General features: G+C 60.4%; 30 protein-coding genes. 18 read left to right on the top strand and 12 right to left on the bottom strand.

Annotated elements, in window-relative coordinates; all coding sequences use genetic code 11:
* Positions 1 to 82: 82 nt before the first annotated feature.
* The 3 genes from H9646_RS10905 to H9646_RS10895 form a co-directional block, all read right to left on the bottom strand.
* A complete protein-coding gene (locus tag H9646_RS10905) occupies positions 83 to 1,471 on the bottom strand; it encodes an MATE family efflux transporter (protein ID WP_191723398.1) in 1,389 nt (462 codons plus the stop codon).
* Positions 1,468 to 1,965, bottom strand: coding sequence for a MarR family winged helix-turn-helix transcriptional regulator (locus tag H9646_RS10900; protein ID WP_191723397.1), 498 nt, complete (start codon positions 1,963 to 1,965; stop codon positions 1,468 to 1,470). Before H9646_RS10900 ends, H9646_RS10905 begins: the two co-directional genes overlap by 4 nt.
* Before the next feature lie 320 nt (positions 1,966 to 2,285).
* Entirely contained in the window at positions 2,286 to 2,735 is a 450-nt protein-coding gene (locus tag H9646_RS10895) for an acyl-CoA thioesterase (protein WP_191723396.1), read from the bottom strand.
* A gap of 255 nt (positions 2,736 to 2,990) precedes the next feature.
* Here H9646_RS10895 and H9646_RS10890 point away from each other — a divergent pair, with 255 nt between their 5' ends.
* The 5 genes from H9646_RS10890 to H9646_RS10870 all read left to right on the top strand — a co-directional run bounded on the left by H9646_RS10890 (position 2,991) and on the right by H9646_RS10870 (position 7,615).
* Complete coding sequence (locus H9646_RS10890; RefSeq protein WP_191723395.1) at positions 2,991 to 4,019, top strand: ABC transporter substrate-binding protein; 1,029 nt, start codon at positions 2,991 to 2,993, stop codon at positions 4,017 to 4,019.
* 59 nt (positions 4,020 to 4,078) lie between these two features.
* Positions 4,079 to 4,906 (top strand): ABC transporter ATP-binding protein, encoded by an 828-nt coding sequence (locus tag H9646_RS10885; protein WP_191723394.1) that lies wholly within the window; start codon positions 4,079 to 4,081, stop codon positions 4,904 to 4,906.
* A gap of 17 nt (positions 4,907 to 4,923) precedes the next feature.
* Positions 4,924 to 5,700, top strand: coding sequence for an ABC transporter permease (locus H9646_RS10880; RefSeq protein WP_191723393.1), 777 nt, complete (start codon positions 4,924 to 4,926; stop codon positions 5,698 to 5,700).
* A gap of 398 nt (positions 5,701 to 6,098) precedes the next feature.
* Positions 6,099 to 6,671, top strand: a complete 573-nt coding sequence (locus tag H9646_RS10875) for a nucleoside deaminase (RefSeq protein WP_225214136.1) — start codon at positions 6,099 to 6,101, stop codon at positions 6,669 to 6,671.
* A gap of 113 nt (positions 6,672 to 6,784) precedes the next feature.
* The gene (locus H9646_RS10870; protein ID WP_191723392.1) at positions 6,785 to 7,615 is read left to right on the top strand and encodes an urease accessory protein UreD; all 831 of its coding nucleotides are present in this window, start codon (positions 6,785 to 6,787) and stop codon (positions 7,613 to 7,615) included.
* A 34-nt stretch (positions 7,616 to 7,649) separates the two neighbouring features.
* Here the strand turns inward: H9646_RS10870 and H9646_RS10865 are convergent, their stop codons facing one another.
* The 3 genes from H9646_RS10865 to H9646_RS10855 are packed head-to-tail and all read right to left on the bottom strand — an operon-like array spanning position 7,650 to position 10,524.
* Positions 7,650 to 8,096, bottom strand: coding sequence for a carboxymuconolactone decarboxylase family protein (locus H9646_RS10865; protein ID WP_191723391.1), 447 nt, complete (start codon positions 8,094 to 8,096; stop codon positions 7,650 to 7,652).
* A complete protein-coding gene (locus tag H9646_RS10860) occupies positions 8,093 to 9,487 on the bottom strand; it encodes a lyase family protein (protein ID WP_225214135.1) in 1,395 nt (464 codons plus the stop codon). Before H9646_RS10860 ends, H9646_RS10865 begins: the two co-directional genes overlap by 4 nt.
* Before the next feature lie 23 nt (positions 9,488 to 9,510).
* Positions 9,511 to 10,524, bottom strand: coding sequence for a Bug family tripartite tricarboxylate transporter substrate binding protein (locus H9646_RS10855; RefSeq protein ID WP_225214134.1), 1,014 nt, complete (start codon positions 10,522 to 10,524; stop codon positions 9,511 to 9,513).
* A gap of 103 nt (positions 10,525 to 10,627) precedes the next feature.
* On the opposite strand from H9646_RS10855, the gene H9646_RS10850 reads away from it, so the two are divergent.
* From H9646_RS10850 to H9646_RS10835, 4 genes are all read left to right on the top strand, one after another.
* Complete coding sequence (locus H9646_RS10850; RefSeq protein ID WP_191723390.1) at positions 10,628 to 11,515, top strand: LysR family transcriptional regulator; 888 nt, start codon at positions 10,628 to 10,630, stop codon at positions 11,513 to 11,515.
* Positions 11,516 to 11,752: 237 nt separating this feature from the next.
* Complete coding sequence (locus H9646_RS10845; RefSeq protein WP_191723389.1) at positions 11,753 to 12,124, top strand: Hsp20/alpha crystallin family protein; 372 nt, start codon at positions 11,753 to 11,755, stop codon at positions 12,122 to 12,124.
* A gap of 147 nt (positions 12,125 to 12,271) precedes the next feature.
* Complete coding sequence (locus H9646_RS10840) at positions 12,272 to 13,132, top strand: M48 family metallopeptidase (RefSeq protein ID WP_225214133.1); 861 nt, start codon at positions 12,272 to 12,274, stop codon at positions 13,130 to 13,132.
* A 238-nt stretch (positions 13,133 to 13,370) separates the two neighbouring features.
* Positions 13,371 to 13,625, top strand: a complete 255-nt coding sequence (locus H9646_RS10835) for a putative hemolysin (RefSeq protein ID WP_191723388.1) — start codon at positions 13,371 to 13,373, stop codon at positions 13,623 to 13,625.
* A gap of 76 nt (positions 13,626 to 13,701) precedes the next feature.
* On the opposite strand, the gene urtE is transcribed toward H9646_RS10835, so the two are convergent.
* The 5 genes from urtE to urtA all read right to left on the bottom strand — a co-directional run bounded on the left by urtE (position 13,702) and on the right by urtA (position 19,732).
* Positions 13,702 to 14,394, bottom strand: a complete 693-nt coding sequence (gene urtE, locus H9646_RS10830) for an urea ABC transporter ATP-binding subunit UrtE (RefSeq protein ID WP_191723387.1) — start codon at positions 14,392 to 14,394, stop codon at positions 13,702 to 13,704.
* Positions 14,395 to 14,565: 171 nt separating this feature from the next.
* Positions 14,566 to 15,438: an urea ABC transporter ATP-binding protein UrtD gene (gene urtD / locus H9646_RS10825; protein WP_191723386.1), complete on the bottom strand. Its 873-nt coding sequence runs from the start codon at positions 15,436 to 15,438 to the stop codon at positions 14,566 to 14,568.
* The gene (urtC, locus tag H9646_RS10820) at positions 15,435 to 16,586 is read right to left on the bottom strand and encodes an urea ABC transporter permease subunit UrtC (RefSeq protein ID WP_191723385.1); all 1,152 of its coding nucleotides are present in this window, start codon (positions 16,584 to 16,586) and stop codon (positions 15,435 to 15,437) included. Before urtC ends, urtD begins: the two co-directional genes overlap by 4 nt.
* Before the next feature lie 131 nt (positions 16,587 to 16,717).
* A complete protein-coding gene (urtB, locus tag H9646_RS10815) occupies positions 16,718 to 18,265 on the bottom strand; it encodes an urea ABC transporter permease subunit UrtB (RefSeq protein WP_191723669.1) in 1,548 nt (515 codons plus the stop codon).
* A 195-nt stretch (positions 18,266 to 18,460) separates the two neighbouring features.
* Positions 18,461 to 19,732, bottom strand: a complete 1,272-nt coding sequence (urtA, locus tag H9646_RS10810; protein WP_191723384.1) for an urea ABC transporter substrate-binding protein — start codon at positions 19,730 to 19,732, stop codon at positions 18,461 to 18,463.
* 327 nt (positions 19,733 to 20,059) lie between these two features.
* On the opposite strand from urtA, the gene H9646_RS10805 reads away from it, so the two are divergent.
* Genes H9646_RS10805 through H9646_RS10780 form a run of 6 tightly spaced genes read left to right on the top strand, consistent with a single transcriptional unit; the run spans position 20,060 to position 23,662 of the window.
* A complete protein-coding gene (locus tag H9646_RS10805) occupies positions 20,060 to 20,362 on the top strand; it encodes an urease subunit gamma (protein ID WP_191723383.1) in 303 nt (100 codons plus the stop codon).
* Positions 20,363 to 20,412: 50 nt separating this feature from the next.
* Positions 20,413 to 21,021 (top strand): HupE/UreJ family protein, encoded by a 609-nt coding sequence (locus H9646_RS10800; protein ID WP_191723382.1) that lies wholly within the window; start codon positions 20,413 to 20,415, stop codon positions 21,019 to 21,021.
* Positions 21,022 to 21,159: a hypothetical protein gene (locus H9646_RS10795; RefSeq protein ID WP_191723381.1), complete on the top strand. Its 138-nt coding sequence runs from the start codon at positions 21,022 to 21,024 to the stop codon at positions 21,157 to 21,159.
* A 4-nt stretch (positions 21,160 to 21,163) separates the two neighbouring features.
* On the top strand, positions 21,164 to 21,469 hold the full coding sequence (locus H9646_RS10790) for an urease subunit beta (RefSeq protein WP_191723380.1): 306 nt from the start codon (positions 21,164 to 21,166) through the stop codon (positions 21,467 to 21,469).
* Position 21,470: 1 nt separating this feature from the next.
* Positions 21,471 to 23,189 carry an urease subunit alpha gene (gene ureC, locus H9646_RS10785; RefSeq protein WP_191723379.1) on the top strand — a complete coding sequence of 573 codons (1,719 nt, stop codon included), beginning with the start codon at positions 21,471 to 21,473 and terminating at the stop codon, positions 23,187 to 23,189.
* An 8-nt stretch (positions 23,190 to 23,197) separates the two neighbouring features.
* Positions 23,198 to 23,662 (top strand): GNAT family N-acetyltransferase, encoded by a 465-nt coding sequence (locus tag H9646_RS10780; RefSeq protein ID WP_191723378.1) that lies wholly within the window; start codon positions 23,198 to 23,200, stop codon positions 23,660 to 23,662.
* Positions 23,663 to 23,702: 40 nt separating this feature from the next.
* On the opposite strand, the gene H9646_RS10775 is transcribed toward H9646_RS10780, so the two are convergent.
* A complete protein-coding gene (locus H9646_RS10775) occupies positions 23,703 to 24,185 on the bottom strand; it encodes a gamma-glutamylcyclotransferase family protein (protein WP_191723377.1) in 483 nt (160 codons plus the stop codon).
* A gap of 87 nt (positions 24,186 to 24,272) precedes the next feature.
* Here H9646_RS10775 and ureE point away from each other — a divergent pair, with 87 nt between their 5' ends.
* Genes ureE through H9646_RS10760 form a run of 3 tightly spaced genes read left to right on the top strand, consistent with a single transcriptional unit; the run spans position 24,273 to position 25,940 of the window.
* Complete coding sequence (gene ureE / locus H9646_RS10770; protein WP_191723376.1) at positions 24,273 to 24,905, top strand: urease accessory protein UreE; 633 nt, start codon at positions 24,273 to 24,275, stop codon at positions 24,903 to 24,905.
* Positions 24,902 to 25,228, top strand: a complete 327-nt coding sequence (locus H9646_RS10765) for a DMT family transporter (protein WP_191723375.1) — start codon at positions 24,902 to 24,904, stop codon at positions 25,226 to 25,228. The genes ureE and H9646_RS10765 overlap by 4 nt, the downstream gene beginning before the upstream one ends.
* Before the next feature lie 4 nt (positions 25,229 to 25,232).
* Positions 25,233 to 25,940 (top strand): urease accessory protein UreF, encoded by a 708-nt coding sequence (locus H9646_RS10760; RefSeq protein WP_191723374.1) that lies wholly within the window; start codon positions 25,233 to 25,235, stop codon positions 25,938 to 25,940.
* Positions 25,941 to 26,011 lie beyond the last annotated feature (71 nt).

Here is a 26,011-nt window from a genome sequence, read left to right as displayed (position 1 = left end):
AACGTTTTCCATATGTTTTATATTGGAAAACGCCATCTCATAAGCGCTAGCAGCTCTTATTTTTAACTCTTATTTTTATTACTCAGCTGCGCTGCCAAGGTGTGCGCCACACGACCCACGCTGTGCACACCCCGTACAGCGCCATGGCAACCGCCACCAAGATGAACAGCGCATGCACACTGGCTGCGCCACCCAGCATCAACCAGGCGCCACCGGCCATGACCACCGCCAGGCGCACGGTGCCCGCCAGCACGGGCCCACGCACATAGCCTGCGCCCAGCGAGGCAAAGTACAGCACCAGCCCCATGCCAAACAGCCCAAACACCGGGCCTACGGTGCGCAGATACAGGTTGGCATAGGCAAGCACCTGGGCATCTTGCGTAAAGATGCCTGACCATGCGCTGGGCCAGATCAGCACCAGCAAGCCCAGCACCGCCAAAATGGCAGCGGCCAGCCAGCCCCCCATCCACGCCACGCTGCGTGCACGCTGCACCTGCCCTGCGCCCATGGCCATGCCCACCATGGGCACGGCGGCCACCCCCACGCCAAAGGCAATCGGAATGAGCAAAAACTCCAGCCGCTGCCCAATGCCATAGCCTGCCAGGGCCTGCGGCCCCAGCCGTGCCACCATGCCGGTAAAGATCAATGCCGCCAGCGAGGTTTGAACAGGCGAGATGCAGGCGAACGCACCCACGCGCAAGATGTCTTTGAACATGGGCCACGACAGCGCCGCACCATGGCCACGCAGCTGCAGCTTGTCTTGCCCACGCAGCAAATACCACAGCAGCAGCACCACCGCCAGCGCCATGGCCACGATATTGCCCAGCGCCACACCCTGCATGCCCCAGCGTGGAAACGGCCCCAGCCCCAGGCCCAGCCCCCCGCCTATGGCGATTTGCACCATCGACACCCCAAACAAAATGGCCGATGGCAGCTTCATATTGCCCGTGCCCCGCACTACCGATGCCAGCGTATTGCACAGCCACACCAGCACCGCACCGCTGAACAGCACACTGCCAAAGTCTGTGGCCGCTTGCAGCACCTGCCCCTGCCCGCCCAGCCAGCGGTAAAACACCGCGCCGCACAGCACAAACAGCAGCGAATACAGCACCCCCACCACGCCCCCGATCACGATGGCATGCACAGCCAGCGCAGAGGCTTTGTCTTTGTCTCCACCACCCAGAGCCCGGCTGATGGCAGAGGACACCCCACTGCCCATGGCACCATTGCTCATCATTTGCGTGAGCATGGCCAGCGGAAACACCAGCGCCATGGCAGCCAGCGCTGTGGTGCCCAGACGGCCCACGTAATACGTCTCTGCCACGGCCACCAGTACGGCCATGCCCATGGCCACCATATTGGGCACTGAAAGCCGCAGTAAGGTCGGAAAGATGGCACCGCGCAGCAAGGGGTGGCTGGATGCGGGCAGCGCCGCAACCGAAGAAGCAGCCACAGGCGCAACCGTGCTCATGCGGCCTCCGGCACGGTTGCAAGACGCGGCAGCAGCTGGTGCACCAGTTGCTCCAGCGCGGCAATCTGATCGGTGCCGCACATCTGCCGCACCTGCACTTGCGCCTGCTTCCACAGCCCCAGGGCCTGGCGAAAAGCAGCCTCACCCTGCACGGTGACCACCACGCAGCGACTGCGCGCATCTGATCCGGCTTGCAGTGCAATCAGGCCAGCCTGCTCCAGCGTGCGCAGATTGCGCGTCATGGTGGTGCGGTCGGTATTGAGCACCGCCGCCAGCGCGGTCACGGTCAGGGGAGCCTGACCGCGCCTGGTCCGCGCTTGCGACAGCAGGCTGAACTGCGTGCCCTTGAGCCCGCTGGGCGCAAGCGTGTCGTCATACAGCTGAGAAATCTTGCGCGAAAGACTGCGCACCATAAAGCAGGTGCAGCGCACATCCTGAGGGGGCGCAGCGGCAGGCTCTGCCGCAGTGGGGGGCTTGGGGGCGAGGGTCACCATGGTCTCCTGCACCCCAACCAATGGGATGCCGAAAATAAGTGTAGATGCACGTATTCATGCCACGTGTCATGTCTGGGACGCACCGCATCCTGCAGCTGCTCACTCACACCCTGCAGCTAAAAAGAAGCGCCCTGTGCGTATCCGCCAAGGTTTTCACACCTTTGCATCGATGAATGCTTGTGCACCAGGAGCCGCAAAGCTCGCCCGTTAAAACTCTGGTTGACGCTCAAGACAGGCGCAAGGCCTCAGCCAGTGCAGGCAGTGCAGACGAACAGCCGGCAAAGCAACGACGCACCCAGCAAGCTATGGCACCACTATTTTTATGCAGCCAATGCCAGCAGTGGCTCCAGCTGGGCCAGGCGCTGCTTGAGCACTTCGGGCACGGCGCACGGGCGCTTGCTTTCGCGGTGTACGCACACCACGCCAATCTTGCCCAGCGTGATCAGCGCGCCACTTTCGGCATCCACCAGCCGGTACGCCAGATCAAAGCCCTTGGCTGCCATGTCCCGCACGGCCATGTGCACTTCCACCATTTGCTGGGGAAAAGCTTCGGCCTTGTACTGCACCGCCTGATCGCCCACAAAAATCTGCACGCCCTCGACATTGTTTTCGCGGTAGCCCAGCCATTCAAAAAACCGAAACCGCGCTGCCGATGCCAGTTGCAGCAACTGCACGTTGTCGGTATGTGCACCAGGATGCAGCGCCTCGGGGCACTGCAACGCAGTGGCAAAAACAAAATCATCAAAGTCTGAAAGCTGAATGCGGGCCATGGCCAAGGTCCAAAAAGGCGCAACGTGCATTGTTGCAACGCAGCATTTTCACCGTATTGCACCCCGACAGCAGTCACCTTGGTGCAAAGCAGCGCAGGGGCGCACCAAGCTTGCGCAGATGGCGAAAAACACCATACAAAAACTGCATACAAAAAGCAGGCACAACTTTTGCTCACTGTCGTTACGAAAGTCGCCAACCTTGCACCACACAGCAGGTTGCGGAAATTTCTGACCACCTTGTCACCAGGAGTCCCCATGCAAAAACGCCGCTTCTTGCAAGCAACCGCCGCACTGGCTCTGGCCAGCAGCTTTGGCATTGCCCACGCTCAAAACACGCCCATCAAGTTCCAGCTGGACTGGCGCTTTGAAGGCCCTTCAGCCTTCTTCCTGCAGCCTGTGGCCAAGGGCTACTTCAAGCAAGCGGGTCTGGATGTGAGCGTGGACGCTGGCAATGGCTCTGGCGGCGCGGTGCAGCGCGTGGCCTCGGGTGCCTACGACATGGGCTTTGCCGACATGGCTTCGCTGATGGAGTTTCACGCCAACAACCCCGATGCACCCAACAAGCCCGTGGGCGTCATGGTGGTCTACAACAACACGCCCGCAGCCGTGATGGCACTCAAAAAGAGTGGCATCAAGACTGCCGCCGATCTGAGCGACAAGAAGCTGGGAGCCCCCGTGTTTGACTCCGGTCGCAAGGCTTTCCCTGTATTTGCCAAGGCCAACAAGATTGCAAACGTGACCTGGACATCGATGGACCCCCCACTGCGTGAAACCATGCTGGTGCGCGGCGACATTGACGCCATCACCGGCTTTACCTTCACCAGCCTGCTCAATCTGGAAGCCCGTGGCGCCAAGGCCAGCGACGTGGTGGTGCTGCAGTACGCCGACCATGGCGTCAAGCACTACGGCAACGTGATCATTGCCAGCCCCAAGCTGATCAAAGAAAACCCAGAGGCCATCAAGCAGTTTCTGGCCGCCTTCTCCAAGGGTGCCAAGGAAGTCATGGCCAATCCCGGTGCATCGATTGAATACGTGAAGGCACGCGACGGCATCGCCAATGCGGCACTGGAAACACGCCGCCTGCAGCTGGCCATTGACACCGTCGTTGCCAGTGCCGATGCCCGCAAGGAAGGCTTTGGCAAGCTGGAATCGGGCCGCCTGTCGCTGATGGCGTCTGAAGTGTCTGATGCATTTGGCACCAAGACCCGCATCGATCCCGCCGCTGTGTGGAACGCCAGCTTCCTGCCCAGTGCAGCGCAGCTGGACGTTTTTCCAAAGAAGTAAAGCATCTGTGCAACCCGGCAGCCAGGCCCTGCGCTTGGCTGCCCCACTGATGGAGCCGCATGCAAAGCGCTGCCGAACCCAATTTTGTTGATTTCCGTGATGTCTGGCTGGCCTACAACGACGAGTTGCTGGCCCAGAATCACTTTGCCGTCGAATCGATTGACCTCAAGGTCAAGCAAGGCGAGTTCATCGCCATCGTCGGCCCATCGGGCTGCGGCAAATCGACTTTCATGAAGCTGGCCACAGGCCTGCGCATGCCCTCGATGGGCAAAATTTTGATTGATGGCCAGCCGGTCACCGGCCCGCTGAAGATTTCCGGCATGGCCTTTCAGTCGCCGTCGCTGCTGCCCTGGCGCACCACGGTGGACAACGTGCTGCTGCCACTGGAGATCGTGGAGCCGCACCGCTCCCAGTTCAAGGCTCGCCGCAAAGAATACGTGGAGCGCGCACGCCATCTGCTGCAAAAAGTGGGGCTGGGTGGCTACGAAGACAAGTACCCCTGGCAGCTTTCAGGCGGCATGCAGCAGCGCGCCAGCATTTGCCGGGCGCTGATTCACGAGCCCAAGATGCTGCTGCTCGATGAGCCCTTTGGTGCGCTGGATGCCTTCACCCGCGAAGAGCTGTGGTGCATCTTGCGTGACCTGCACGCGGAACAGAAATTCAACGTCATCTTGGTTACCCACGACCTGCGCGAGTCGGTCTTTCTGGCAGACACCGTGTATGTGATGAGCAAAAGCCCCGGCCGCTTCGTGGTGCGCCGTGATATCGACATTGCCCGTCCGCGTGACCTGGAGCTGACGTACACCAAGGAATTCACCGACATCGTGCACGAGTTGCGCGGCCACATCGGTGCCATGCGCAAAGTCGGCGCCGTCATCAACCAATAAGCCGCAGGCCATTGAACATGTACAAGCTCAACAACAAACAGCTGCAGCGCTGGTCGCCCTGGATTTTGCTGCTCGCCGTGATCGTGCTGTGGCAGGTGGTGTGCTCCGCCTTTCAGGTCTCACCTTTCATCTTCCCCAGTCCTGCGCTCATCCTCAAGGACTTCATGGAATACCACAGCGTGATTGCTGACCACGCCTGGCGCACCTTCTGGGTGACCATGGCAGGCTTTGGCATTGCGATTGTGGTGGGCGTGCTGCTGGGCTTTCTGATTGGCAGCTCACGCCTGGCCTATGCCGCCATTTACCCGCTGATGACCGCTTTCAACGCCTTGCCCAAAGCCGCTTTCGTCCCCATCTTGGTGGTCTGGTTTGGCATTGGGGTAGGCCCGGCCATCTTGACGGCGTTTCTCATCAGTTTTTTCCCCATCACCGTCAACATTGCCACCGGCCTGGCCACGCTGGAGCCTGAGCTGGAAGATGTGCTGCGCGTGCTCGGTGCCAAGCGCTGGGATGTGCTGATCAAAGTGGGCCTGCCCCGCTCGCTGCCTTACTTCTACGGCTCGCTCAAGGTAGCCATTACGCTGGCTTTTGTGGGCACCACCGTCTCAGAGATGACGGCCGCCAACGAAGGTATTGGCTACCTGCTGATCTCGGCCGGCTCATCCATGCAAATGGGTCTGGCCTTTGCCGGCTTGCTGGTCGTGGGGGCCATGGCCATGGCCATGTACGAGCTGTTCAGCTGGGTAGAAAAACGCACCACCGCATGGGCACACCGCAGCTCACACAACCACTGATCGCCCGTTGCTGATGGAGCAACGCTGATCTTCTCTATCCTCGACTTGGGCCTGCCTTGTGCAGGCCTTTTTTTATGTCCTGCGCCCTGCCCATACAGCGCTGCACCATCTCTGTCCAATCTCCATCTGGGTTTTCTCCATCGCATTCAAACGCTGGGTCCTGGATCAAGCGGCGTTGTCAGCCCCTGTTTTTGAATGCAGCGCCGGCAATCAATGCCTCTTCTTTCTCCACCCCACGCGCCAGCTCACATCAACTTACAAATCACCCATCCTCTGACCTACAAATTCCCACCCGCTTTGGCACGGCCTGTGCATTGAAGCTTGCCATCAACGAACGCACGCTGTACCACCCGGTCAGCGTGTTGTGGCCCCACCCAGCATGCAGGAAAGGCCCGCCCATGCAAGCCCATTTCTTTCAGTCCAACACCCATTCCAACCAGATGCCCCCCGAAGACGAGCAGCCGCTCTGCAGCTTCGACGCGCACTGGCTACGGCAATCTTTTGTCTGGGCCAACGCAGCGCGCATACGGGGCAATCGCCCCTTCGGCGCCATCATCGTGACGGCGGACGGGCGCATCCTGGCCGAGGCCTTCAGCAACACCCAGGAAACAGGTGACAGCACAGGCCACGCAGAAATGAATGCCGTGCGCCAGATTGGCACAGCACGCCTGCCTGCCGACGTCATTGCCGCAGCCACGCTGTACTCCAGCGCAGAGCCCTGCGCCATGTGCGCCAGCGCCATTTGCTCAGCAGGTGTGCGCCGTGTGGTGTATGGGCTGGACTGGCAGCGCTTGCAGCACATCCGGCCAGACCTGCGACCCATTCACCTCAGTTGCCACGATATTTTTGCCAGTGCCACCGAGCCTGTGGAATGCGCTGGCCCCTGTCTGGTGGACGAAGCCCTGGCCGTGTATGAGGACAGCTGGCTGTCCGCTGCCGATAACGCCAGCTCCAGCAACACGGATCTGTAAGCGCAGCACTTGCCCCTTGAAAAGCGGCTGGCCCCCCCCGCAAACTGCAGCCTTTTTTACTGCATCACGCCCCAGCTTGGTGCATTGGGCGCATTTCTTGCTTGTCTGAGCGCATGGCCTGGCTTGCTCAACTTGATCTCAACTACTCCCTCAGTGCAGGGCGCTCGCGCGTGCACTTCCGCCACGATGGGCCCTTGCGGGTGCTGCGCAGCCTCTACCCCGAGGGAGACGCGGTGTGCCACAACGTGCTGGTGCACCCGCCCGGCGGTCTGGTCAGCGGCGACACGCTGGACATTACGGTGCAAGTGGGCAGCCATGCCCATGCGCTGGTCACCACGCCCGGTGCCACCCGTTTTTACAAATCCAGTGGCGAACCTGCCGCCCAGCGCACCCACCTCAGGCTGCAGGCCGGGGCGCGGCTGGAATGGCTGCCGCTGGAAGCACTGGCCTACAACGCCTGCGATGCCCACAACCTGCTGCACATGGATGTGGCCGAAGGCGCTGAACTGATGGCCTGGGACATCACCGCCTTTGGCCTGCCCCACGCCAGTGAGCCCTTTGTGCAAGGCCGTTTTACCCAGCACATGCAGTGGCCAGGCCACTGGCTGGAACACGGCACCGTGCGTGCCGATGATGCCTACCTGATGGACAGCCCCCTGGGGCTGGCTGGCCAGCGCTGCATGGGCAGCATGCTGCTGGCCTGCGGCACTGCCTTGACGCGCACACAGCGCGAGCACTTGCTGGACGCCACACGCGCCGTACTGGATGCACACCCCCAGGGCCAGTGGTGCGGCGTTACCGCACCCAACGCGCACATGCTGGTACTGCGTGGCCTGGCGCCAGTGGTGGAACCCTTGATGCAACTGTGGCAACAAGTGCGCGTGTGCTGGCGCCAAGAGCACTGGCAACTGCCGGGGACAGCGCCACGCATCTGGTCAATGTAAGTGCCTGCACAGGCAGACGGCCTGTGGCGAACGCTCAGGGTGCCGGGAAAAAACTGCTTTTCTCGGGCTCGCGCCCCAGCTCGCGCAGCACTTTCAGCGTGATCGCCATGCCGGTATTGCCTGCAGGCACTCCGGCGTACACGGCGGTTTGCAGCAGCACTTCCTTGATCGTTTCAAGGTCCAGCGGCGCTGCATCAGCCTGCTGGGGGTTGGCCATCAAGCCGGTGCGAATATGCAGTTCAAACTCTTCCCAGCGCCCCATGGCAGCCGTTGTGGCCAGCACCATGATGCGGCGTGTTCTGCGATCCAGACCGGGGCGGCTCCAGATGCTGTCCCAGGCGTAAGACGTAATCAGACGCTGAAACTCGACATTGAGCGCGTTGGCGTTGCTGACCGATTGCTCAACCCAGGCATCGCCCAAAACCTGGCGACGATTGCGCAGCCCTTGCTGCAAACTGTCTAGCGATGGTGCTGTTGTCATGCAATGCTTTCGTTCAGTGGCGCGGGCTGGCCTGCGCTGGTCATCTGTGTCAGTAATTCATGGCAGCGCAAGGCAGAGGCCTGCGCCGCAGCCTGGACATCTGCCGCGGCATGCAGCTGAGCATGCAGCGTTTCGCTGACGACATGGCCCTGCTCTTTGAGGTAAGCCGCCAGCAGTGCGGGCAAAGGCTGGCCTTGCTGCAAAGCCTGCTGCGCGCACAGTGCCACAGCGGCCTGCGCCTCGGGTTTGCCCAGCAAGGGCAAGATCACCTGCGCCAGCTGCTCGGAAAACACCACTCCCTGCAAACTGTCGATATGCGCCTGCATGCGCAGTGCATGCACCTGCATGCCCTGCGCAGCCGCACACAAAGCAGCCGCAGCTGCATGCACATGCGTCCATAGCTGTGCCCAGTGCACCACTTCGGCCTGCCACTCACCCAGTGCACGTTCGTGCGCCTGGTCCATGCACGCCAGCAAGGTAGCCGCCAGTTGCGGCACGGCCTTGGTTTGCGCCAGGGCCTGCAGGCAATGCACGGGGTTGCGCTTGTGCGGCATGGCACTGGAGGTGATGCCACGCGCAGCCTCACACAGCTCACCAACTTCATACTGCGCATGCAAGGCCCAGTCCTTGGCCAGTTTGGCCAGACTTCCACCGCACACTGCTACTTCCATGCCCAGACGCATCCAGTCATCGCGCTGGGTATGCCAGCTGTAGCCGCAGGCCTTCAGCCCCAGGCGGCGTGCCAATGCCTGCTCCACACGCATGGCATCGCCACCCAGCGCAGCGCTATTGCCCACAGCCCCGCCCAACTGCACACACAGCGCCTGTGCGGCCAGCCGCTGCAACTGCGCGCTGCTGCGCCCCAGAGCCGCTGCGGTTTGTGCGCACTTGAAGCCAAAACTGGTGATTTGCGCGGGCTGCAGCAAACTGCGTCCCAGCACTGGCGTGGCTGCATGCTCGTGGGCCATGTGCAGCAATGACTGCTGCAACCCCTTTAATTGCCGCTGCAAAGCCTCAAGGGCATGGGCCGTCAGCATGGCATTGGCGGTATCCACCACATCCTGGGTGGTGGTGCCCCAATGCAGCCAGGGCAGCCCTTCGGGGGCATGGCGCTGCAGCCATTGCTGCAAAGGGGCAACCACCGCCATGCCCAGCGCTCCGGTTTGGCGCGCCTGCGCAGCCAGAGCCTCTGGATGCAGCGCAACTGATGCACAGGCCTGAGCAATGGCCTGTGCTGCCGCCTGGGGAACCAGACCACATTCGGCCTGTGCCATGGCAAGCTGTGCTTCAAAACGCAGCATGGCATCTATCCACTGTCTGTCACTGAACAGCTCCACCTGCGGCAGCGGATTCAGATAGGCACTCATTAAAGAAGACGATGCAAAAACCATGGCTGCGCTTGTTGTGCTGAGATTTATACCGATGCACCCGATGCTTTGATCACGGCATCCCATTTACGGGTTTCTTCCTGAATTTTCTTGGCATACGCCGTGGAATCACCCAGCAAAGGCACGGCCCCCTCCACCCCCAGTTTGGACTGGAAAGCAGACTGCGCAGCCACCTGCAAAATCTCATCGCTGAGTTTTTTGACCGTACTGGCAGCAGCGCCCTTGGGTGCCAGCACGCCATAGGTGAGCGTGCTCTCAAACTTGGCCAGCGCCTCCACACCTGATTCAGCCACGGTGGGTACATCGGGCAGTTGTCCATGGCGCTGCAGACTGGTCACTGCCAGTGCGCGCAGCTTGCCAGACTTGACCAGCGCCTGTGCCGCAGGAATCACACTGAAGCTGAAGTCCACCAGGCCGCCTGCCACATCGTTGAGAGACGGGGCCGTTCCCTTGTAAGGCACGTGCGTGGCCTTCACACCCAGCATAAATGCCAGCATTTCACCTGCCAGATGTCCGCCAGAGCCCGAACCGCTGGAGGCATAGTTCATCGCCTCGCCCTTTTCACGCAAGGCCTTGACCAGCTCGGCAACGTTGCGCACGGGAGAGCTGGCGGGCACCACCAGCAGCAAGGCCGACGAAGCGAACATGGCCACAGGCTGCAAATCGGTGGTGGGGTTGAATTTCAGGCCCTTGTAGAGCGCGGGGTTGATCGACACCGTGCCGGTATGGCCGAGCAGATAGGTTTCACTTTGAGGGCTGGCGCGCACCACCATTTCAGTGCCCAGATTGCCACCAGCGCCGGGCTTGTTTTCCACAATCATGTTGTAGCCAAACGCTTCAGACAGGCCATGTGAAAGCTGGCGCGCAAACACGTCATTGCCGCCACCCGGCGCGAAAGGTACGACCAGACGCCCGCTGGCACTGCTGCGCCCCTGCGACCATGCAGGCAGCACCGCACACGCTGCCATGCCTGCAGCAGACTGCAGCCACTGGCGGCGTTTCATCATTGCACCCAGGCTCTGGGGTTGAGGCTTGTTCATGCTTGTCTCCTTGTTGTGCCTATCCATTAGCCTGCAGTTTCGATGTTCCCACCCGAGAAACCAACTGGCCTACACTTTCATCATTTTTAAGAAAATGTGTTGAATGGAAACCTCATACATCTACAATTTTTTGAAAGTAGTGGACTGCGGATCCATGTCCGAAGCGGCCCGGCAACTGCACCTCAGCCCCGCAGCCATTGCACAGCAAATGCGGGTTCTGGAAGGAGAGATGGGTTGCGTCCTGCTGGTGCGCCAGGGGCGCAATGTACGCCCCAATGGAGCCGGCCAGCGCTTGTATGAAAAGGGGCAGCGCCTCCTGGTGAACCTGCACGAGCTACGCGATCACGTGGTGTCTGAAGAAGATACCGGTGTGCTGCGTCTGGGCAGTGTCAATACGGCACTGCACGGTTTTTTGCCCGACATGCTGCGCCGCTTTACACACACCCACCCCCGCGTACGCGTGCATATCCGCACCGGGCTGACGCCTGAGCTGTACAGCGCGCTGCTGCAAACCGAGCTGGATGCCGCCTTGTGCCTCAAACCCGCATTTGATCTGCCCAAATCCGTGCTCTGGCACGGCCTGCGCCATGAACCTTTGGTGGTGCTGGCACCGGCAGCACTGGCACACCGCGACCCTCTGGAGTTATTGCGTACGCAGCCGCTGGTGCGCTATGAGCGGCGCCTGGGCGGCGGCAAACTGGCCGATGATTACCTGAAGGCGGTGGGCATCGCTCCCCAGGAACGGTTTGAGATCAGCTCCGTACTGGCCATTGCCATGCTCGTCGAGCAAGGGATGGGGGTTGGCCTGGTGCCTGACATTGGCCATGCGCTCACCCGGGGCAAGTCCATACGGGCACTGGCACTTGCGCACACCACCTCACGCGAAGCCAGCGGCCGCGAAGTGGGCCTGCTGTGGATGCGAGCGTCTGCCCACAGCCGCTGGATTCAGCAATTTCTGCAGTGCGCCAGTGACACCCCCGACCCAGCCTGATGGCGGGCCCTGCCCTGCTTGCCCAAAGCCTGCCTGAGGCCACGATCGCAGCATTCACCGCAATGACCTGCCCCTGCCCATGCACCGCCAATGCGTGCGCAATAAAGGCAGTTGGCAGTTTTTCAAGTGTTTTAGACAAAATTTATTCTTGAAAAAATTCTCTTGAAAAATCGCTGGGCGATGACATGTAGGGAGCATCCAGGCGCAGACAGCGCCCTTTACACAAGGAGTTTGAGCATGTTTCTCGCTACACCAATCATCCGTAACGTCACCCGTCCCGATGAAGCGCTGCAACGCTTTTTGAAAGCCGCCACGCACGCGTCCAAGCAGCTCAATGCAGACTTTCAGGTCAGCCACAGCGACGAAGCGACCGTGCTGTCGGTGGACGTCCCAGGCTTGAGCCGCGAACAACTGCAATTGCGTATTGAAGAAAACATGGTGCATTTGAGCAGCGTAGAAGATGCGCCCCGCCAGGTACGCCGCAGCTGGGAGTTGCCGCACAAGATTGATGCTGCAGCCTCTAGCGCAAAACTGGAGCTGGGTGTGCTGACGCTGACATTGCAGCGCCTTCAGCCTGTCGATAAGACAGTGACGCTGAATATCCAGTAATCCTCTTTCATCCATCGCTTCAAGCCGTATTGCATGCCGTGCAATACGGCTTTTTCACGTCCCGGCGCTGGCTGGCCGCACATTTGTGGCAAGACCACGCCTGTGATTCAATTGCGTTTGATTTTTTGTTTCTGGTAGGGACGCATCTTGAAGAACTTAAACATGGCTTTTGAAATGGCTCCCCGCTGGCTGCTGCGCATTGGCAGTGCTTTGCTGACTGCAGCGGTTTTGCAAGGCTGTGCCAGCACCACCAATTCGGGGGCCATCGGGCTGCAACGCAGCCAGTTGATGCTTGTCTCCAGTGACACCATCAACGCGCAAGCGGCCAAGGGCTTTCAGCAGCTGACCGCTGACGCTCAGGCCAAGAAAAAGCTCAACACCGATGCGGCCATGACGCAGCGCGTGCGCAGGATTGGCAATGACTTGATTGCCCATGTCGGCGTGTTCCGCCCTGACGCCAAAAACTGGGCCTGGGAAATCAATGTGTTTGAGTCCGATGCCATCAACGCCTTCTGCGCTCCGGGCGGCAAGATCGGGGTGTATACCGGCATCGTGCAAAAGCTCAAGCTCACCGACGATGAGCTGGCCGCCATCATGGGCCACGAGATTGCGCACGCATTGCGCGAGCATTCGCGCGAACAAGCTTCGCAAAAAACGCTCTCCAGCCTGATAACCAGCACCGTCGCTGCCGCCACCGGCATGCCCGGCGAGATCATGGATGCCGGCTCGCAAATGCTGGTGCACCTGCCCAACTCACGCGCGATGGAGCTGGAGTCCGACATCATTGGACTGGAGCTCATGGCGCGCGCAGGTTATGACCCACGCAACGCATCGTCGGTGTGGAAGAAGATGCAGCAAATCAGCGGCGGCAGCCAGGGCAGCTCTTTTCTCAGCACCCACCCCGCCGGTGCCGATCGCATTGCAGCGCTGGACGCTTATGTCCCCAAGGTCATGCCGCTTTACCAGCAAGCTTTGTCGCAAAGAAAAACCTCCATGCCCCGGCGCTAAGCGCAGCTAACGCCACCCAGCAAATCCTTGATTTGCATTGGAAACGCAGCACGAAGCCACAGTCGGTACAGGCAGCACAGTCAGTACAAGCAGCACAGGCGCTACGACAGGCCAAGCAACGACGTATCAAGGGCGCGGTGTTAAAAGGTCTTCATGCTGACAGGCAGACAAGGCCCTCTGACACGCGCTCGTGTCGGCCTTGCTTTTATGCTGTGCACACCCCACAGCCCATACGCCCATGAAAAAAAGCACAACGTTGGCTGCTACCGCTTTGCTGGTCAGCGCCTGCAGCCATCCACCCGCCCCTTCACCAGCCCCGGCTGGCGCGCCGCCCAAAGTGGGCATGGCCAACCCAGCTTCGGTGTTTTGCATACAGCAAGGCGGCAAGTTGCGCATGGTGAAAACCGCCTTGGGCGAACACGCAATGTGCGTGCTGCCAGACGGCCGCGAGATCGAAGAGTGGGCATTTTTCCGCCAGCACCACACCAACTAAGCACGGTCAGCACAACGAAAATGGATGGCGCAATCCGATGCGCGCCGCCACGGCTGTGAGGGCCGCATGAGGCCTGCTAAATTGCCACCAGCTTCTGAATGCCCTTGTCCTGCATCTCAGCGCCCGGCCCGGCGGCAATCACTTCACCACGCTCCATCACCACATATGCGTCCGCCAGCTCCTCGGCAAAGTCGTAGTACTGCTCGCACAGCAGCACGGCCATGCCACGCTCTTTGGCCAGCATGCGGACCACACGGCCAATGTCTTTGATGATGCTGGGCTGAATGCCTTCGGTGGGCTCATCCAGAATCAGCAGCCCCGGCGCGGGGGCCAGCGCACGGGCAATGGCCAGTTGCTGCTGCTGGCCGCCAGAGAGGTCACCACCACGGCGATGCAGCATTTGCTTCAAGACAGGAAACAACTCGTACAGATCTGGCGGAATGGGTGTGCTGCCACTTTGATAGGCCAGCCCCATGCGCAGGTTTTCCTCCACCGTCAGGCGGCCAAAAATCTCCCGGCCCTGAGGCACAAAGCCAATGCCTCGGCGCGCACGCTCATACGGCGTGAGTTTGTGGATGGGCTGCCCCTTCCATTCGATGGCGCCACTCTTGATGGGCACCAGCCCCATCAGGCTTTTGAGCAGCGTGGTCTTGCCCACCCCGTTGCGCCCCAGCAAGACAGTGACTTTGCCCGGCTGCGCCGTCACACTCACTCCCCGCAAGATGTGCGAGCCACTGTAGTACTGGTGCAGGTTGTCGACTTTGAGCATTTCTGGTCTCCAGCGCAGCTAGAGCCTGCGCAAACAGCCCCATGGCTGCGCTTGTTTCAATCTTGATAGCTGTTATCGCTTATGCACGTTAGTTTTCAGAATGAAAATTATCTGAAACTGTTTATTTACAAGCGATAGAAGCTACATTATTTACAGGCAAAGCCCTTTGGCCTACCTGCCCAGATACACCTCAATCACGCGTTCGTCCGCCTGCACCTGTGCCAGCGTGCCTTCAGCCAGCACGCTGCCCTCGCACAGCACGGTTACTTTTTCGCTGATGGTGTTGATGAAGGACATGTCGTGCTCCACCACCATCAGCGAGTGCTTGCCTTTGAGGCGCAGAAACAGCTCCGCCGTGCGCGCGGTTTCGTCATCGGTCATGCCCGCCACGGGCTCGTCCAGCAGCAGCAATTTGGGGTCTTGCATCAGCAGCATGCCAATCTCCAGCCACTGCTTTTGTCCGTGCGACAGCTCACCCGCCATGCGGTTCACACTGCCCGCCAGATGGATGGTGTGCAGCACCTGTGCCAGCCGGTCGCCTTGTTCGCTGCTGAGCTTGAAGAACATCGAGTGTTTGACGCCCTTGTGCGTTTTCAGGGCAAGCTCCAGGTTTTCAAACACCGTCAGCTGCTCAAACACCGTGGGTTTCTGGAACTTGCGGCCAATGCCCAGCTGCGCAATTTGCGGCTCGTTATGGCGCAGCAAATCGATGGTGGAGCCAAAGAACACGGAGCCCTTCTGGGGCCGTGTCTTGCCGGTGATGATGTCCATCATGGTGGTTTTGCCCGCACCATTGGGGCCAATGATGCAACGCAGCTCACCCGGGGCAATGTCCAGGTTCAGGCCGTTGATGGCCTTGAAACCATCAAAGCTGACATGCACGTCTTCCAGATACAAGATGCGCCCGTGGGTGACATCGACTTCACCCGGGGTTGCAATGCGCGCCATGCTGGCGCTGCGGCCACCGGATTCGGTGTTTTGCGCAGCCTTCACAGCAGCGGTACGCATGCGGGTTGCGCCCGCTTCCAGCAGATCCGGGGTCATGCCACACCTGCCTTCTTATTGCCTTGCAGCTTGCTGCGCAGCTTGCGCACCACACCCACGATGCCGTGGGGCATGAACAGCGTCACCACAATGAACAGGCCACCCAGAAAGTAGAGCCAGAACTCGGGCGCGGCCACGGTCAGCCAGCTCTTGGCGCCGTTGACGGCAAAGGCCCCCACAATCGGCCCCACCAATGTGCCCCGCCCCCCCACCGCCGTCCACACTGCAATCTCGATCGAGCTGGCTGCCGACATTTCCACCGGGTTGATGATGCCCACCTGCGGCACATACAGCGCCCCCGCTACGCCGCACATCATGGCGCTGATCACCCAGATGGTCAGCTTGTAGGGCAGCGGCGAGTAGCCCGAGAACATGACACGCGTTTCCGCATCGCGCACGGCCTGCAGTACCCGGCCAAACTTGCTGCGCACCAGCCAGCGCGCCAGCAGAAAAAAGCCCAGCAATGTGCAGCCCGTAATGACAAACAGCGCCATGCGCATTTCCTGCGTAGCCAGTGGCATGCCCAGAATGCGCTTGAAATCGGTAAAGCCGTTGTTGCCGCCAAAGCCCGTCTCGTTGCGAAAGAACAGCAGCATGGCCGCATACGTCAGGGCCTGCGTGATGATGGAAAAGTACACCCCCTTGATGCGAGAGCGAAAGGCAAACCAGCCAAACACAAAGGCCACCACACCCGGCACCGCAAAGATCAGAATGAAAGTGGCCAAAAAACTGTCTGACAGGGCCCAGAACCAGGGCAGCTCTTTCCATGCCAGAAACACCATAAAGGCGGGCAGCTCATCAGCCCCGGCAGACTGGCGGCTCAGGTACATGCCCATCACATAGCCACCTAAAGCAAAGAACAGCCCGTGCCCCAGACTCAGGATGCCGGTGTAGCCCCAGATCAGGTCCATGGCCAGCGCACAGATGGCGTAGCACATGATCTTGCCCAGCAGGCGCACCGCGTAGTCCGAAAGGTGAAACACGCTGCCTTCGGCCACCCACAGATTGAGCACCGGTGCCAGCGCGCACACCACGATCAGCGCCACCATGAAGGCGGACCAGCCGGCCTTGGTGAGCAAGGGTTTGCGGCCGGGCAATGTCAAGACTGGCACAAACACATTCGATTTCAACGTTGTTGAAGCATTCATAACTGTGATCCTTCGCAGGGCTTAGGAGAACGCCCGTTTTCGCCAGAGACAGCGAGCCAGGGCCGCCCCGCAGCGAGGCTGTCGCCCCCCTTGAGGGGGAAGGCGCGTAAGCGGCTCAGGGGGTGTTTCATCTAGGCCTCTGCACTGCGCCCCTTCATCGCAAAAATGCCTTGGGGGCGCTTTTGGATGAAAGCAATGATGAACACCAGCACCGCAATCTTGGCCAGCACCGCACCGGTCCAGCCTTCCAGGAACTTGTTGAGAATGCCCAGCCCCAGAGCGGCGTAGACCGTGCCCGCCAGCTGGCCAACCCCGCCCAGCACCACCACCATGAACGCATCCACGATGTAGCTCTGGCCCAGGTCAGGTCCAACGTTGCCCACCTGGCTCAAGGCGCAGCCGGCCAGACCGGCAATGCCACTGCCCAGCGCAAACGCCATGGTGTCTACCCGCGCGGTATTTACCCCCATGCACGACGCAATCGGGCGGTTTTGCGTGACACCCCGCACAAACAGGCCCAGGCGTGTTCTGGCAATGATGTAGGCCACCCCAGCCAGCACGGCGAAGGCAAAAACAATCAGGATCAAGCGGTTGAGCGGCAGCGTGAGGTTGGGCAGCACCTGCCAGCCGCCACTCATCCACACCGGGTTTTCTACGGCCACGTTTTGCGCACCAAAAAAGGTACGCACCAGCTGCATCAGCACCAGCGATATGCCCCATGTGGCCAGAAGTGTCTCCAGCGGGCGGCCATACAAGAACCGCAGCACACCACGCTCCATGATGGCCCCGACCAGAGCCGCCGCCATGAACGATGCAGGCACAGCAGCCAGCAAGTACCAGTCAAAAAACTCTGGCACATAGGTGCGAAAAACGCCTTGCACCACATAAGTGGCATAGGCACCAATCATCATCAGCTCGCCATGGGCCATGTTGATGACGCCCATCAGCCCATAGGTAATGGCCAGGCCCAGCGCCACCAGCAGCAAGATGGAGCCCAGGCTGATGCCGGTAAAGGCCACGCCCAGACGCTCACCCCAGGCCAGCTTGTCATTGACTTCTGCCAGCGCACGCTTGAGTGCCACCTGCACTTTCTCGTCTTGCTCCTGGGTCAGCTGTTCACTGAGCAGCAGGCGTGTGGCAGGCGTTGCCCGCTGGGCCAGCAAGGCGGCGGCAGCCGTGCGTTCAGCAGCCTTGCTGCTGCCCAGCAAGGCCGCAGAGCGGGCCATTTCCAGCTCTGCCTTGACGGCCTCGCTGCTTTCTTTGGCCAGCGCCTTGTCCAGCATGGGCAGGCGCTGCGGCGTTGCGCCCTGGAGCATGGCCCTGGCCGCACTCAGGCGTTCGCTGTCATTGCCCACAAACAAATTCAGCGCTGCCTGTGCGTTGCCAATTTCACGGCGCATGCGGTTGTTGGTGCTGGCGTCGTCCACACCTTCGGGCAGTTCTGTGGCCTTGCCTGTCACCGGATCCAGTGCTTGATCACCGCGCACAATGAAGGCACGGCCTGCACCGTATTGCACTTGCCCATCGCGCAGGGCATTCAAAAAATCGGCCACACGGGTGACATCTCCCGTTGCAACGGCATCTTGCATGGCGGCAATGCGGCTGTTGTTGTCGCCGTCGGCCATGGCAAAGGCTTGTTCTGCCGTCAGGGCATGGGCGGGGGCCTGGCTCAGCGCCATGGCAGCCACAGCGGCCCCCAGCCATGGCCTGAGTCTGTGCAAAAGGAGGAAAAACATAAGCGATCCAATCGGCCAGCGGCCCGCCTCAGCAAGGGCGGGCCCCTGAAAAGAAACCGGGTTGCACAACGCGCATCCCTGCTCGCTGAAATGGCAGCCTCTGGAGGCACACCTCGCGTCTGCCATTTCAGCGCTGCGTCACTTCTTTTCTGGTTCGTCCTTTTTCTTGTCGTTGCCTTCAATGAAGGGGCTCCAGGGCTGGGCTTTGACGGGCGCCTTGGTTTTCCACACCACGTTGAACTGGCCATCGGCCTTGATTTCGCCAATCAGCACAGGTTTGTGCAGGTGGTGGTTCTTGGCATCCATGGTCAGCGTAAAGCCGCTCGGTGCCTTGAAGGTCTGGCCCGCCATGGCTGCAATGACTTTGTTCACCTCCAGCGACTTGGCTTTTTCAACCGCCTGCTTCCACATGTGGATGCCTACGTAGGTGGCTTCCATGGGGTCGTTGGTCAAAGGTTTGGTGGATTGACCGGGCAACTTCTTGGCCTTGGCGTAGGCACTCCACTGCTTGATCCACGCTTCGTTGGTGGGGTTCTTGACGCTCATGAAGTAATTCCACGAAGCCAGATGGCCCACCAGCGGTTTGGGGTCCAGGCCACGCAGCTCTTCTTCACCCACAGAGAAAGCCACCACGGGCACGTCGGTCGCCTTGATGCCTGCGTTACCCAGTTCCTTGTAGAAAGGCACGTTGGAGTCGCCATTGATGGTGGAGATCACGGCAGTCTTGCCACCGGCTGCAAACTTCTTGATGTCTGCCACGATGGTCTGGTAGTCGCTATGCCCGAACGGGGTGTAGCTTTCCATGATGTCCTTGTCTGCCACACCCTTGGATTTGAGGAAGGCGCGCAAAATTTTATTGGCCGTGCGGGGATACACATAGTCGGTCCCCAGCAGCACCCAGCGCTTGGCCGAACCACCGTCTTCACCCATCAGGTACTCCACCGCAGGAATGGCCTGCTGGTTGGGCGCCGCACCGGTGTAGAACACGTTCTTGCTCAGCTCTTCGCCCTCGTACTGCACTGGGTAAAACAGCAGCGCATTGCTTTCTTCATACACCGGCAGCACCGACTTGCGGCACACCGAAGTCCAGCAGCCAAAGGTGACCGCCACCTTGTCCTGACTGATCAACTGCTTGGCTTGCTCCGCCGCCAGCGGCCAGTTGGAGGCCGTATCAATCACCACGGGCTCCAGCTTCTTGCCCAGAACACCGCCCTTGGCGTTGATGTCTTCAATCGTCATCAGCGCCATGTCCTTGAGCGCGGTCTCCGAAATCGCCATCGTGCCCGACAGCGCATGCAGCACCCCCACCTTGATGGTGTCCGCAGCCTGGGCGGACAAACCCGCAAAACCAAATCCGGCAACCGCTGCGCTGGCAGCCAGGGTTTTCAAAGTGAAACGACGCTGGTTCATGGAAAGTGCTCCTCAAAGGGCTGGTTGATGGGTTCCACTGGTACACACCAGCGGTCTCAGTGCCCCCTTTGCAAGCCATGTGCCACTTTGAGCCACGCACCACGTAATCCCCATGGTGGTGCAACATAAACCGATAGCCGGTGTGACTGCACTGCTTTGGCCGCACTGCGCACCAATAAAAACCGGGCCGCCAGCTGCGGGCAGCACCCTGGCACCAAATCAAGGCAGCACCCCTGCACCAAGCTAGCGCCCAGGCTGGCACTGGCACGGCTCTTGCAAAGACTGTGCAGGGCGCTGTCGCCCATTTGCACTGCACCCGATCACGCCATGGAACTGACACCCCGCGAAAAAGACAAGCTGCTCATCTTTACCGCTGCCTTGCTGGCCGAGCGGCGCAAAGCCCGTGGTCTCAAGCTCAACTACCCCGAAGCCGTCGCCTTGATCAGTGCTTTTGTGATGGAAGGCGCTCGCGACGGCAAGACCGTAGCCCAGCTCATGAGCGAGGGTCGCACCGTGCTGACGCGCGAAGACGTGATGGACGGCGTGCCCGAGATGATTCCAGACATCCAGATGGAAGCTACGTTCCCCGATGGCACCAAGTTGGTCACCGTGCACGAGCCGATTATTTGAATTTCAAGCCTTTCAGGCACCCGGCCCTTACTTCACCTGCGCTAACAGCTATGAACACCAAATATCTGATCACCACCGCCATCACGGCTGCCTCTTTCCTGCCCCTGTCTGCGATGGCACACATCAGCACCGACGGCGGTGGCCACCACAACTTTCTGGACAGCCTGAGCCACGCCTTTGCCCATCCCTTTGGCGGTGCAGACCACCTGGCGGCCATGCTCGCTGTGGGCGCATGGAGTGCATTGACCATGGCCAGCGCATGGCGCGCGCCAGCGGCCTTTGTTGCGCTGCTCATTGCTGGCTGTCTGGCCGGTTTTGCGGGACTGCATATCCCGGCGGTCGAACCCATGATCGCCGCATCGGTGCTGGTGCTGGGCCTGCTGGTGATGGTGCAAAAGAAAATGGCCTGGGGCGCAGCGGCCGCACTGGCCGGTGTATTTGCCTTCTTTCACGGTGCCGCCCACGGCTACGAGCTGGCCCAAGACAGTGCGCTGGCTGCACTGGGTGCCATTGCTGGCATGGCCGCTGGCTCTGCCTTGCTGCACCTCTCGGGCATCGTGCTGGGCCACGCAGTCATGCAGCGCCACCAGGTGATTGCCAAGCTGGCTGGCGGGCTGACTGCAGCACTGGGGGCCTTCATGCTGACCCGCCTGGCTTAAATGAAACGCCACACTGCCCCGCCGTACAGCGCTGCCGCAAGGCAGGCGACGGTGGTGGTGTGGGCCATCTCCGCGCTGATGCAGCGCCAGTTATTGATAAGCCGTGCCATGCACTGCGCGGCATTGCGCCAAGGATAAAAGCATGATTCCCGGTGAAATTTTGGTGGATGCAGGCGCACATGTCCTCAACCCCGGCCGCCCGGTTACGACGCTGCTGATCAAAAATGCCAGCGACCGGCCCATTCAGGTCGGCTCTCACTACCACTTTGCAGAGACCAATGCCGGGCTGGAGTTTGACCGGCAGGCTGCGCACGGCAAACGTCTGAACATTGCCAGTGGCATGGCTGTGCGCTTTGAGCCAGGCCAGCAGCGCACGGTAGAGCTGGTCGATGTGGCCGGTGACCGCCAGATTTACGGCTTTCGAGGCCTGATTCAAGGAGCACTTTGATATGGCCACGATGGACAAGCGCGCCTACGCCGAAACCTTTGGCCCCACCGTGGGCGACCGCGTGCGGCTGGCCGATACCGAGCTGATCGTTGAGGTTGAAAAAGACTTCACACTGGCCGCCGGTGGCTATGGTGAGGAAGTGAAATTTGGTGGCGGCAAAACCATCCGTGACGGCATGGCGCAAAGCCAGTTTTCACGCGCCCAAGGGGCCATGGACACCGTGCTCACCAATGCCCTCATCGTCGACCACTGGGGCATCGTCAAGGCCGACATTGGATTGAAAGGCGGGCGCATTGCTGCCATCGGCAAGGCCGGCAATCCGGACACCCAGCCGGGGGTGGACGTCATCATTGGCCCGGGCACAGAAATCATCTCCTGCGAGGGCAGCATCGTCACCGCAGGCGGCATCGACACCCACATCCATTTCATTGCGCCGCAACAGATTGAAGAGGCTCTGACCAGTGGCGTGACCACCATGATTGGCGGTGGCACCGGCCCCGCCACCGGCACCTTTGCCACCACCTGCACGCCCGGTCCGTGGAACATGGAGCGCATGCTGCAGGCGGCCGATGCCTTCCCCATGAATCTGGGCTTTCTGGGCAAGGGCAATGCCAGCCTGCCGCAAGGCCTGCACGAGCAAATCAGCGCGGGGGCCATAGGCCTGAAACTGCACGAAGACTGGGGCAGCACGCCAGCGGCCATCGACAACTGCCTGACGGTGGCCGAAGAGACCGACACTCAGGTGGCCATCCACACCGACACACTCAATGAAAGCGGTTTTGTGGAAGACACGGTGGCCGCCTTCAAGGGCCGCACCATTCACACCTTTCACACCGAAGGCGCAGGCGGCGGCCATGCGCCCGACATTCTGAAAGTGGTGGGCGAGGCCAACGTACTGCCCTCATCCACCAACCCCACACGCCCCTACACCATCAACACGCTGGACGAGCATGTGGACATGCTCATGGTCTGCCACCATCTGGACGCTGGCATTGCCGAAGATCTGGCCTTTGCCGAAAGCCGTATCCGCAAGGAAACCATTGCAGCCGAAGACATCCTGCACGACATCGGTGCCATCAGCATGTTCAGCTCTGACAGTCAGGCCATGGGCCGCGTGGGTGAAGTGATTTTGCGCACCTGGCAGACCGCGCACAAAATGAAGCAGCAGCGCGGTGCATTGAGCGGTGACGGCGCACGCAATGACAACTTCCGCGTCAAGCGCTACATCGCCAAATACACCATCAACCCGGCCATTGCCCACGGTATCAGCCACGAGGTGGGCAGCATTGAGGTGGGCAAGTGGGCCGACATCGTGATCTGGAAGCCCGCGTTCTTTGGCGTCAAGCCTGCCGTCATCATGAAGGGCGGCTTCATTGCCATGGCCGCCATGGGCGACCCCAATGCCTCCATCCCCACACCACAGCCTGTGCATTACCGCCCCATGTTCGGCAGTTTTGGCGGTGCGTTGACCAGAACCTCGCTGACCTTTGTGTCACAAGCTGGTCTGGCCGCAGGTATTGCAGAGCGGTTTGGCCTGCTCAAGACGCTGTCTGCCGTCAAAGGCATACGCGGCGTACAAAAGCAGCACATGATCCACAACGATCTGGCCCCCCGCATGGAGGTGGACGCGCAAACCTACGCTGTGCGCGCTGACGGACAGCTGCTGACGTGCGAGCCTGCCACCAGCCTGCCCATGGCGCAGCGCTACTTCTTGTTTTGAGGCATGCCATGACCGCTTTTCGATTTGAACTGGATGCAGCGCACGACCCTCGCGTCGTGGCCTTTTTGCGTGCGCACCTGGAAGATATGCACCGCGTATCGCCGCCAGAAAGCGTGCATGCGCTGGATACAGCGCAATTGCGCCTGCCTGGCATACGCTTTTGGACGGCATGGGTGCACGATGCGCTGGTGGGTAGCTGCGCACTCAAGACCATTGACAGCGCACACCTTGAACTCAAGACCATGCGTATCGACGCCAAGCACCGCGGCACCGGTGCCGCGCAGCAATTGCTGGATTTTGTTCTGACGCAGGCACAGCTAAGTGGCGCACAGCGAATCAGTCTGGAGACGGGAAGCCAGGACTTCTTTGTGCCTGCACGCCGCCTGTATGCCCGCAATGGCTTTGTGCCCTGCGCGCCTTTTGGCAGCTACCACCCAGACCCCCACAGCTGCTTTATGAGCCGTGTTATTTAACCTTCCACGCTCACATGCCAGGGCCGCACCCAGCCGGTCTTCAGGTTGCTGCAGACCCCGGTGGCACACCTTTGCTCTGGTACCAGGCCAGCCAGTCGCTGGCTGCAATCACCGGTGCCTGCTGCACCGTGGCGGGCAAGGCTTCATAGACCAGCAACGCCATCATCTTCGTGCTGCCACTGGTCAATGCCACGGGCAGCGTGACGATACGTTTGGTGTATTCGCCCGTGTTTTGCGGCCAGATGCCTTCGTACCCGTCCAGCACTTGCTCCAGCGCGTGATCCAGCGGATACACCTCGGCCAGCACCTGCTGTGTGCCTTGAAAAATCAGACCCGGGTACCAGCCCAGATCATGCAGCGTACCCGTCAAGGTGGTACGGCCTGTGCTGATGATGCCGGGGCGCAGGCGTGCTATTTCATTGACACCACCGGCGCGCAGCGTGCCGTACACGGCCACATGGTCCACGCCACAAGGCTGCCAGTCGGATTTTTTCTGAAGAGAAAGCGCAGTAGGGGTTGACATGTTTGTCATGCTATCGATTGAAACAAAGTGCTGTCGAATGCATAAAGCACGCCAGCTTGTCGCACTTCTTTGAAAAGTCAGAAACCAATGTTGACCGCAAACAAACTCCTTGCCCAGGGCCATGGCCTGGCCAGCGTACTGCTCAAACGTGCAGCCACCGTGGAACTCGACTGGGATGTCCGCCAGAAATCACGCTTTGCAGCCACGGACAGCCAGGGCCGTGAGCTGGCTGTTTTCCTGCCCCGTGGCCAGGCGGTGCGCGGTGGTGATGTGCTGGTGGCCGAGGATGGCTCCATGGTGCGTGTGATTGCAGCGCCGCAGAAAGTGCTGCACATCACGGCCTGCGCTGTGCACGGCAGCCCTTTTGATCTGGTGCGCGCCGCCTACCACTTGGGCAACCGCCATGTGCCGATTGAGCTGCAGCCCGATCACCTGAAGATTGAGCCCGACCATGTGCTGGCCGACATGCTGCGCAGCATGCACATGACCGTGGTACAGGCTGATATGCCTTTTGAGCCTGAAGGCGGTGCCTACGGCGGCCATGTGACCCATGATGGCCACAGCCACCATGGACATGGGCACAGCCACGCACAAGATCATCACCACGATCACGATCACGGGCATGCACATTCCCACGATCACAGCACCTGTGACCACCCGCACGAGCAGGCATGCCATGCCCATGGCACGCATGTGCACAGCAAAGGCGGTTGCGGATGAGCTGGGTCTTTTTGATTGCAGCCGGTCTGTGCGAAATCTTTTACGCAGCCGCCATGCCACGCACTGAAGGTTTCACCCGGCTGTGGCCCAGCCTGTTTTGCGGGGCCTTCATTGCGGCCAGCATGTATTTGCTCTCGCTGGCCACGCGCACCATTCCCGTAGGTACGGCCTATGCCGTATGGGTAGGCATCGGTGCCGTTGGCACGGCCGTTTACGGCATGCTGGCTCTGGGAGAAAACCGCAGCGTTGCACGCATGGCCTGCTTTGGTTTGATCCTCATGGGTATTGTGGGTTTGAAACTCCTCACGCTGCGCGGGGAATAAGTGCATGAACACACCTGCACCGCCCCTCACCCCGGATTGCTTTTTGCAGTTGATGTGGCTGGCCTCGCCAGCACTGCCCATTGGTGGTTTTTCCTACTCTGAAGCTCTTGAATCTGCAGTCAATGCAGCACTGGTAGCCACGGAATCAGAAGCTTGCAGCTGGCTGGTAGCGCAATTGCACCTGAGCCAGTCGCGCGCAGATATGGCGGCCATTGCGCAAGCCATGCCCGCGTGGGCCAGCCATGACACATCGCGCCTTGCAGCACTCAATGCCTGGGTGCTGACCACACGCGAAAGCAGTGAGCTGCGATTGCAGACAGAGCAAATGGGGCGCTCTCTGATCGAATGGCTCAAGAACCGCTATGCCGATGACGCTGCAGCCATGCAGCAAACGAGCTGGCTGGCTGCCCAGGATGCCAGCTACCCCATGGCATTTGCGCTGGCCGCCACGCTGACGGGTGCAACAGCACGCAATGCACTGCTGGCCTACACCTTTGGCTGGGCCGAGAACATGGTGCAGGCAGCCATCAAATCTGTGCCCCTGGGGCAAAACGCTGGCCAGCGCATTCTGGCGCGGCTGACCGCAGACATTCCTGCCGCTGTCGAGCACGCCTTGGCGTTGCCTGATGGGCAGCGCCAGGCTTTCTCACCCATGCTGGCCATCCTCTCTGCGCGGCACGAGCACCAGTACTCCCGGCTGTTTCGCAGCTAAAAAAGCTACGCCATGCCTGCCCAGACGCTGTCACGCCCCCATCACCCAGACCACCACCCGGCCTGATTTTT

The sequence above is a fragment of the Comamonas avium genome (assembly GCF_014836675.1).
GTDB lineage: Bacteria > Pseudomonadota > Gammaproteobacteria > Burkholderiales > Burkholderiaceae_C > Comamonas > Comamonas avium.
Note: the sequence above shows the minus strand (reverse complement) of the source record. Positions and strands in the feature narration are given on the sequence as shown.

Coding starts and splice junctions, on each gene's coding strand:
- H9646_RS10860 (WP_225214135.1), bottom strand. CDS start 9,487: ATGGTTTTTGCATCGTCTTCTTTAATGAGTGCCTATCTGAATCCGCTG.
- urtA (WP_191723384.1), bottom strand. CDS start 19,732: ATGAACCAGCGTCGTTTCACTTTGAAAACCCTGGCTGCCAGCGCAGCG.
- urtE (WP_191723387.1), bottom strand. CDS start 14,394: ATGCTCAAAGTCGACAACCTGCACCAGTACTACAGTGGCTCGCACATC.
- H9646_RS10885 (WP_191723394.1), top strand. CDS start 4,079: ATGCAAAGCGCTGCCGAACCCAATTTTGTTGATTTCCGTGATGTCTGG.
- H9646_RS10900 (WP_191723397.1), bottom strand. CDS start 1,965: ATGGTGACCCTCGCCCCCAAGCCCCCCACTGCGGCAGAGCCTGCCGCT.
- H9646_RS10895 (WP_191723396.1), bottom strand. CDS start 2,735: ATGGCCCGCATTCAGCTTTCAGACTTTGATGATTTTGTTTTTGCCACT.
- H9646_RS10855 (WP_225214134.1), bottom strand. CDS start 10,524: ATGAACAAGCCTCAACCCCAGAGCCTGGGTGCAATGATGAAACGCCGC.
- H9646_RS10850 (WP_191723390.1), top strand. CDS start 10,628: ATGGAAACCTCATACATCTACAATTTTTTGAAAGTAGTGGACTGCGGA.
- urtC (WP_191723385.1), bottom strand. CDS start 16,586: ATGAATGCTTCAACAACGTTGAAATCGAATGTGTTTGTGCCAGTCTTG.
- H9646_RS10880 (WP_191723393.1), top strand. CDS start 4,924: ATGTACAAGCTCAACAACAAACAGCTGCAGCGCTGGTCGCCCTGGATT.
- ureC (WP_191723379.1), top strand. CDS start 21,471: ATGGCCACGATGGACAAGCGCGCCTACGCCGAAACCTTTGGCCCCACC.
- urtB (WP_191723669.1), bottom strand. CDS start 18,265: ATGGCGCTGAGCCAGGCCCCCGCCCATGCCCTGACGGCAGAACAAGCC.
- H9646_RS10775 (WP_191723377.1), bottom strand. CDS start 24,185: ATGTCAACCCCTACTGCGCTTTCTCTTCAGAAAAAATCCGACTGGCAG.
- H9646_RS10795 (WP_191723381.1), top strand. CDS start 21,022: ATGAAACGCCACACTGCCCCGCCGTACAGCGCTGCCGCAAGGCAGGCG.
- H9646_RS10780 (WP_191723378.1), top strand. CDS start 23,198: ATGACCGCTTTTCGATTTGAACTGGATGCAGCGCACGACCCTCGCGTC.
- H9646_RS10800 (WP_191723382.1), top strand. CDS start 20,413: ATGAACACCAAATATCTGATCACCACCGCCATCACGGCTGCCTCTTTC.
- H9646_RS10790 (WP_191723380.1), top strand. CDS start 21,164: ATGATTCCCGGTGAAATTTTGGTGGATGCAGGCGCACATGTCCTCAAC.
- H9646_RS10760 (WP_191723374.1), top strand. CDS start 25,233: ATGAACACACCTGCACCGCCCCTCACCCCGGATTGCTTTTTGCAGTTG.
- H9646_RS10765 (WP_191723375.1), top strand. CDS start 24,902: ATGAGCTGGGTCTTTTTGATTGCAGCCGGTCTGTGCGAAATCTTTTAC.
- H9646_RS10865 (WP_191723391.1), bottom strand. CDS start 8,096: ATGACAACAGCACCATCGCTAGACAGTTTGCAGCAAGGGCTGCGCAAT.
- H9646_RS10845 (WP_191723389.1), top strand. CDS start 11,753: ATGTTTCTCGCTACACCAATCATCCGTAACGTCACCCGTCCCGATGAA.
- H9646_RS10875 (WP_225214136.1), top strand. CDS start 6,099: ATGCAAGCCCATTTCTTTCAGTCCAACACCCATTCCAACCAGATGCCC.
- H9646_RS10870 (WP_191723392.1), top strand. CDS start 6,785: ATGGCCTGGCTTGCTCAACTTGATCTCAACTACTCCCTCAGTGCAGGG.
- H9646_RS10890 (WP_191723395.1), top strand. CDS start 2,991: ATGCAAAAACGCCGCTTCTTGCAAGCAACCGCCGCACTGGCTCTGGCC.
- H9646_RS10805 (WP_191723383.1), top strand. CDS start 20,060: ATGGAACTGACACCCCGCGAAAAAGACAAGCTGCTCATCTTTACCGCT.
- urtD (WP_191723386.1), bottom strand. CDS start 15,438: ATGACCCCGGATCTGCTGGAAGCGGGCGCAACCCGCATGCGTACCGCT.
- ureE (WP_191723376.1), top strand. CDS start 24,273: ATGTTGACCGCAAACAAACTCCTTGCCCAGGGCCATGGCCTGGCCAGC.
- H9646_RS10835 (WP_191723388.1), top strand. CDS start 13,371: ATGAAAAAAAGCACAACGTTGGCTGCTACCGCTTTGCTGGTCAGCGCC.
- H9646_RS10905 (WP_191723398.1), bottom strand. CDS start 1,471: ATGAGCACGGTTGCGCCTGTGGCTGCTTCTTCGGTTGCGGCGCTGCCC.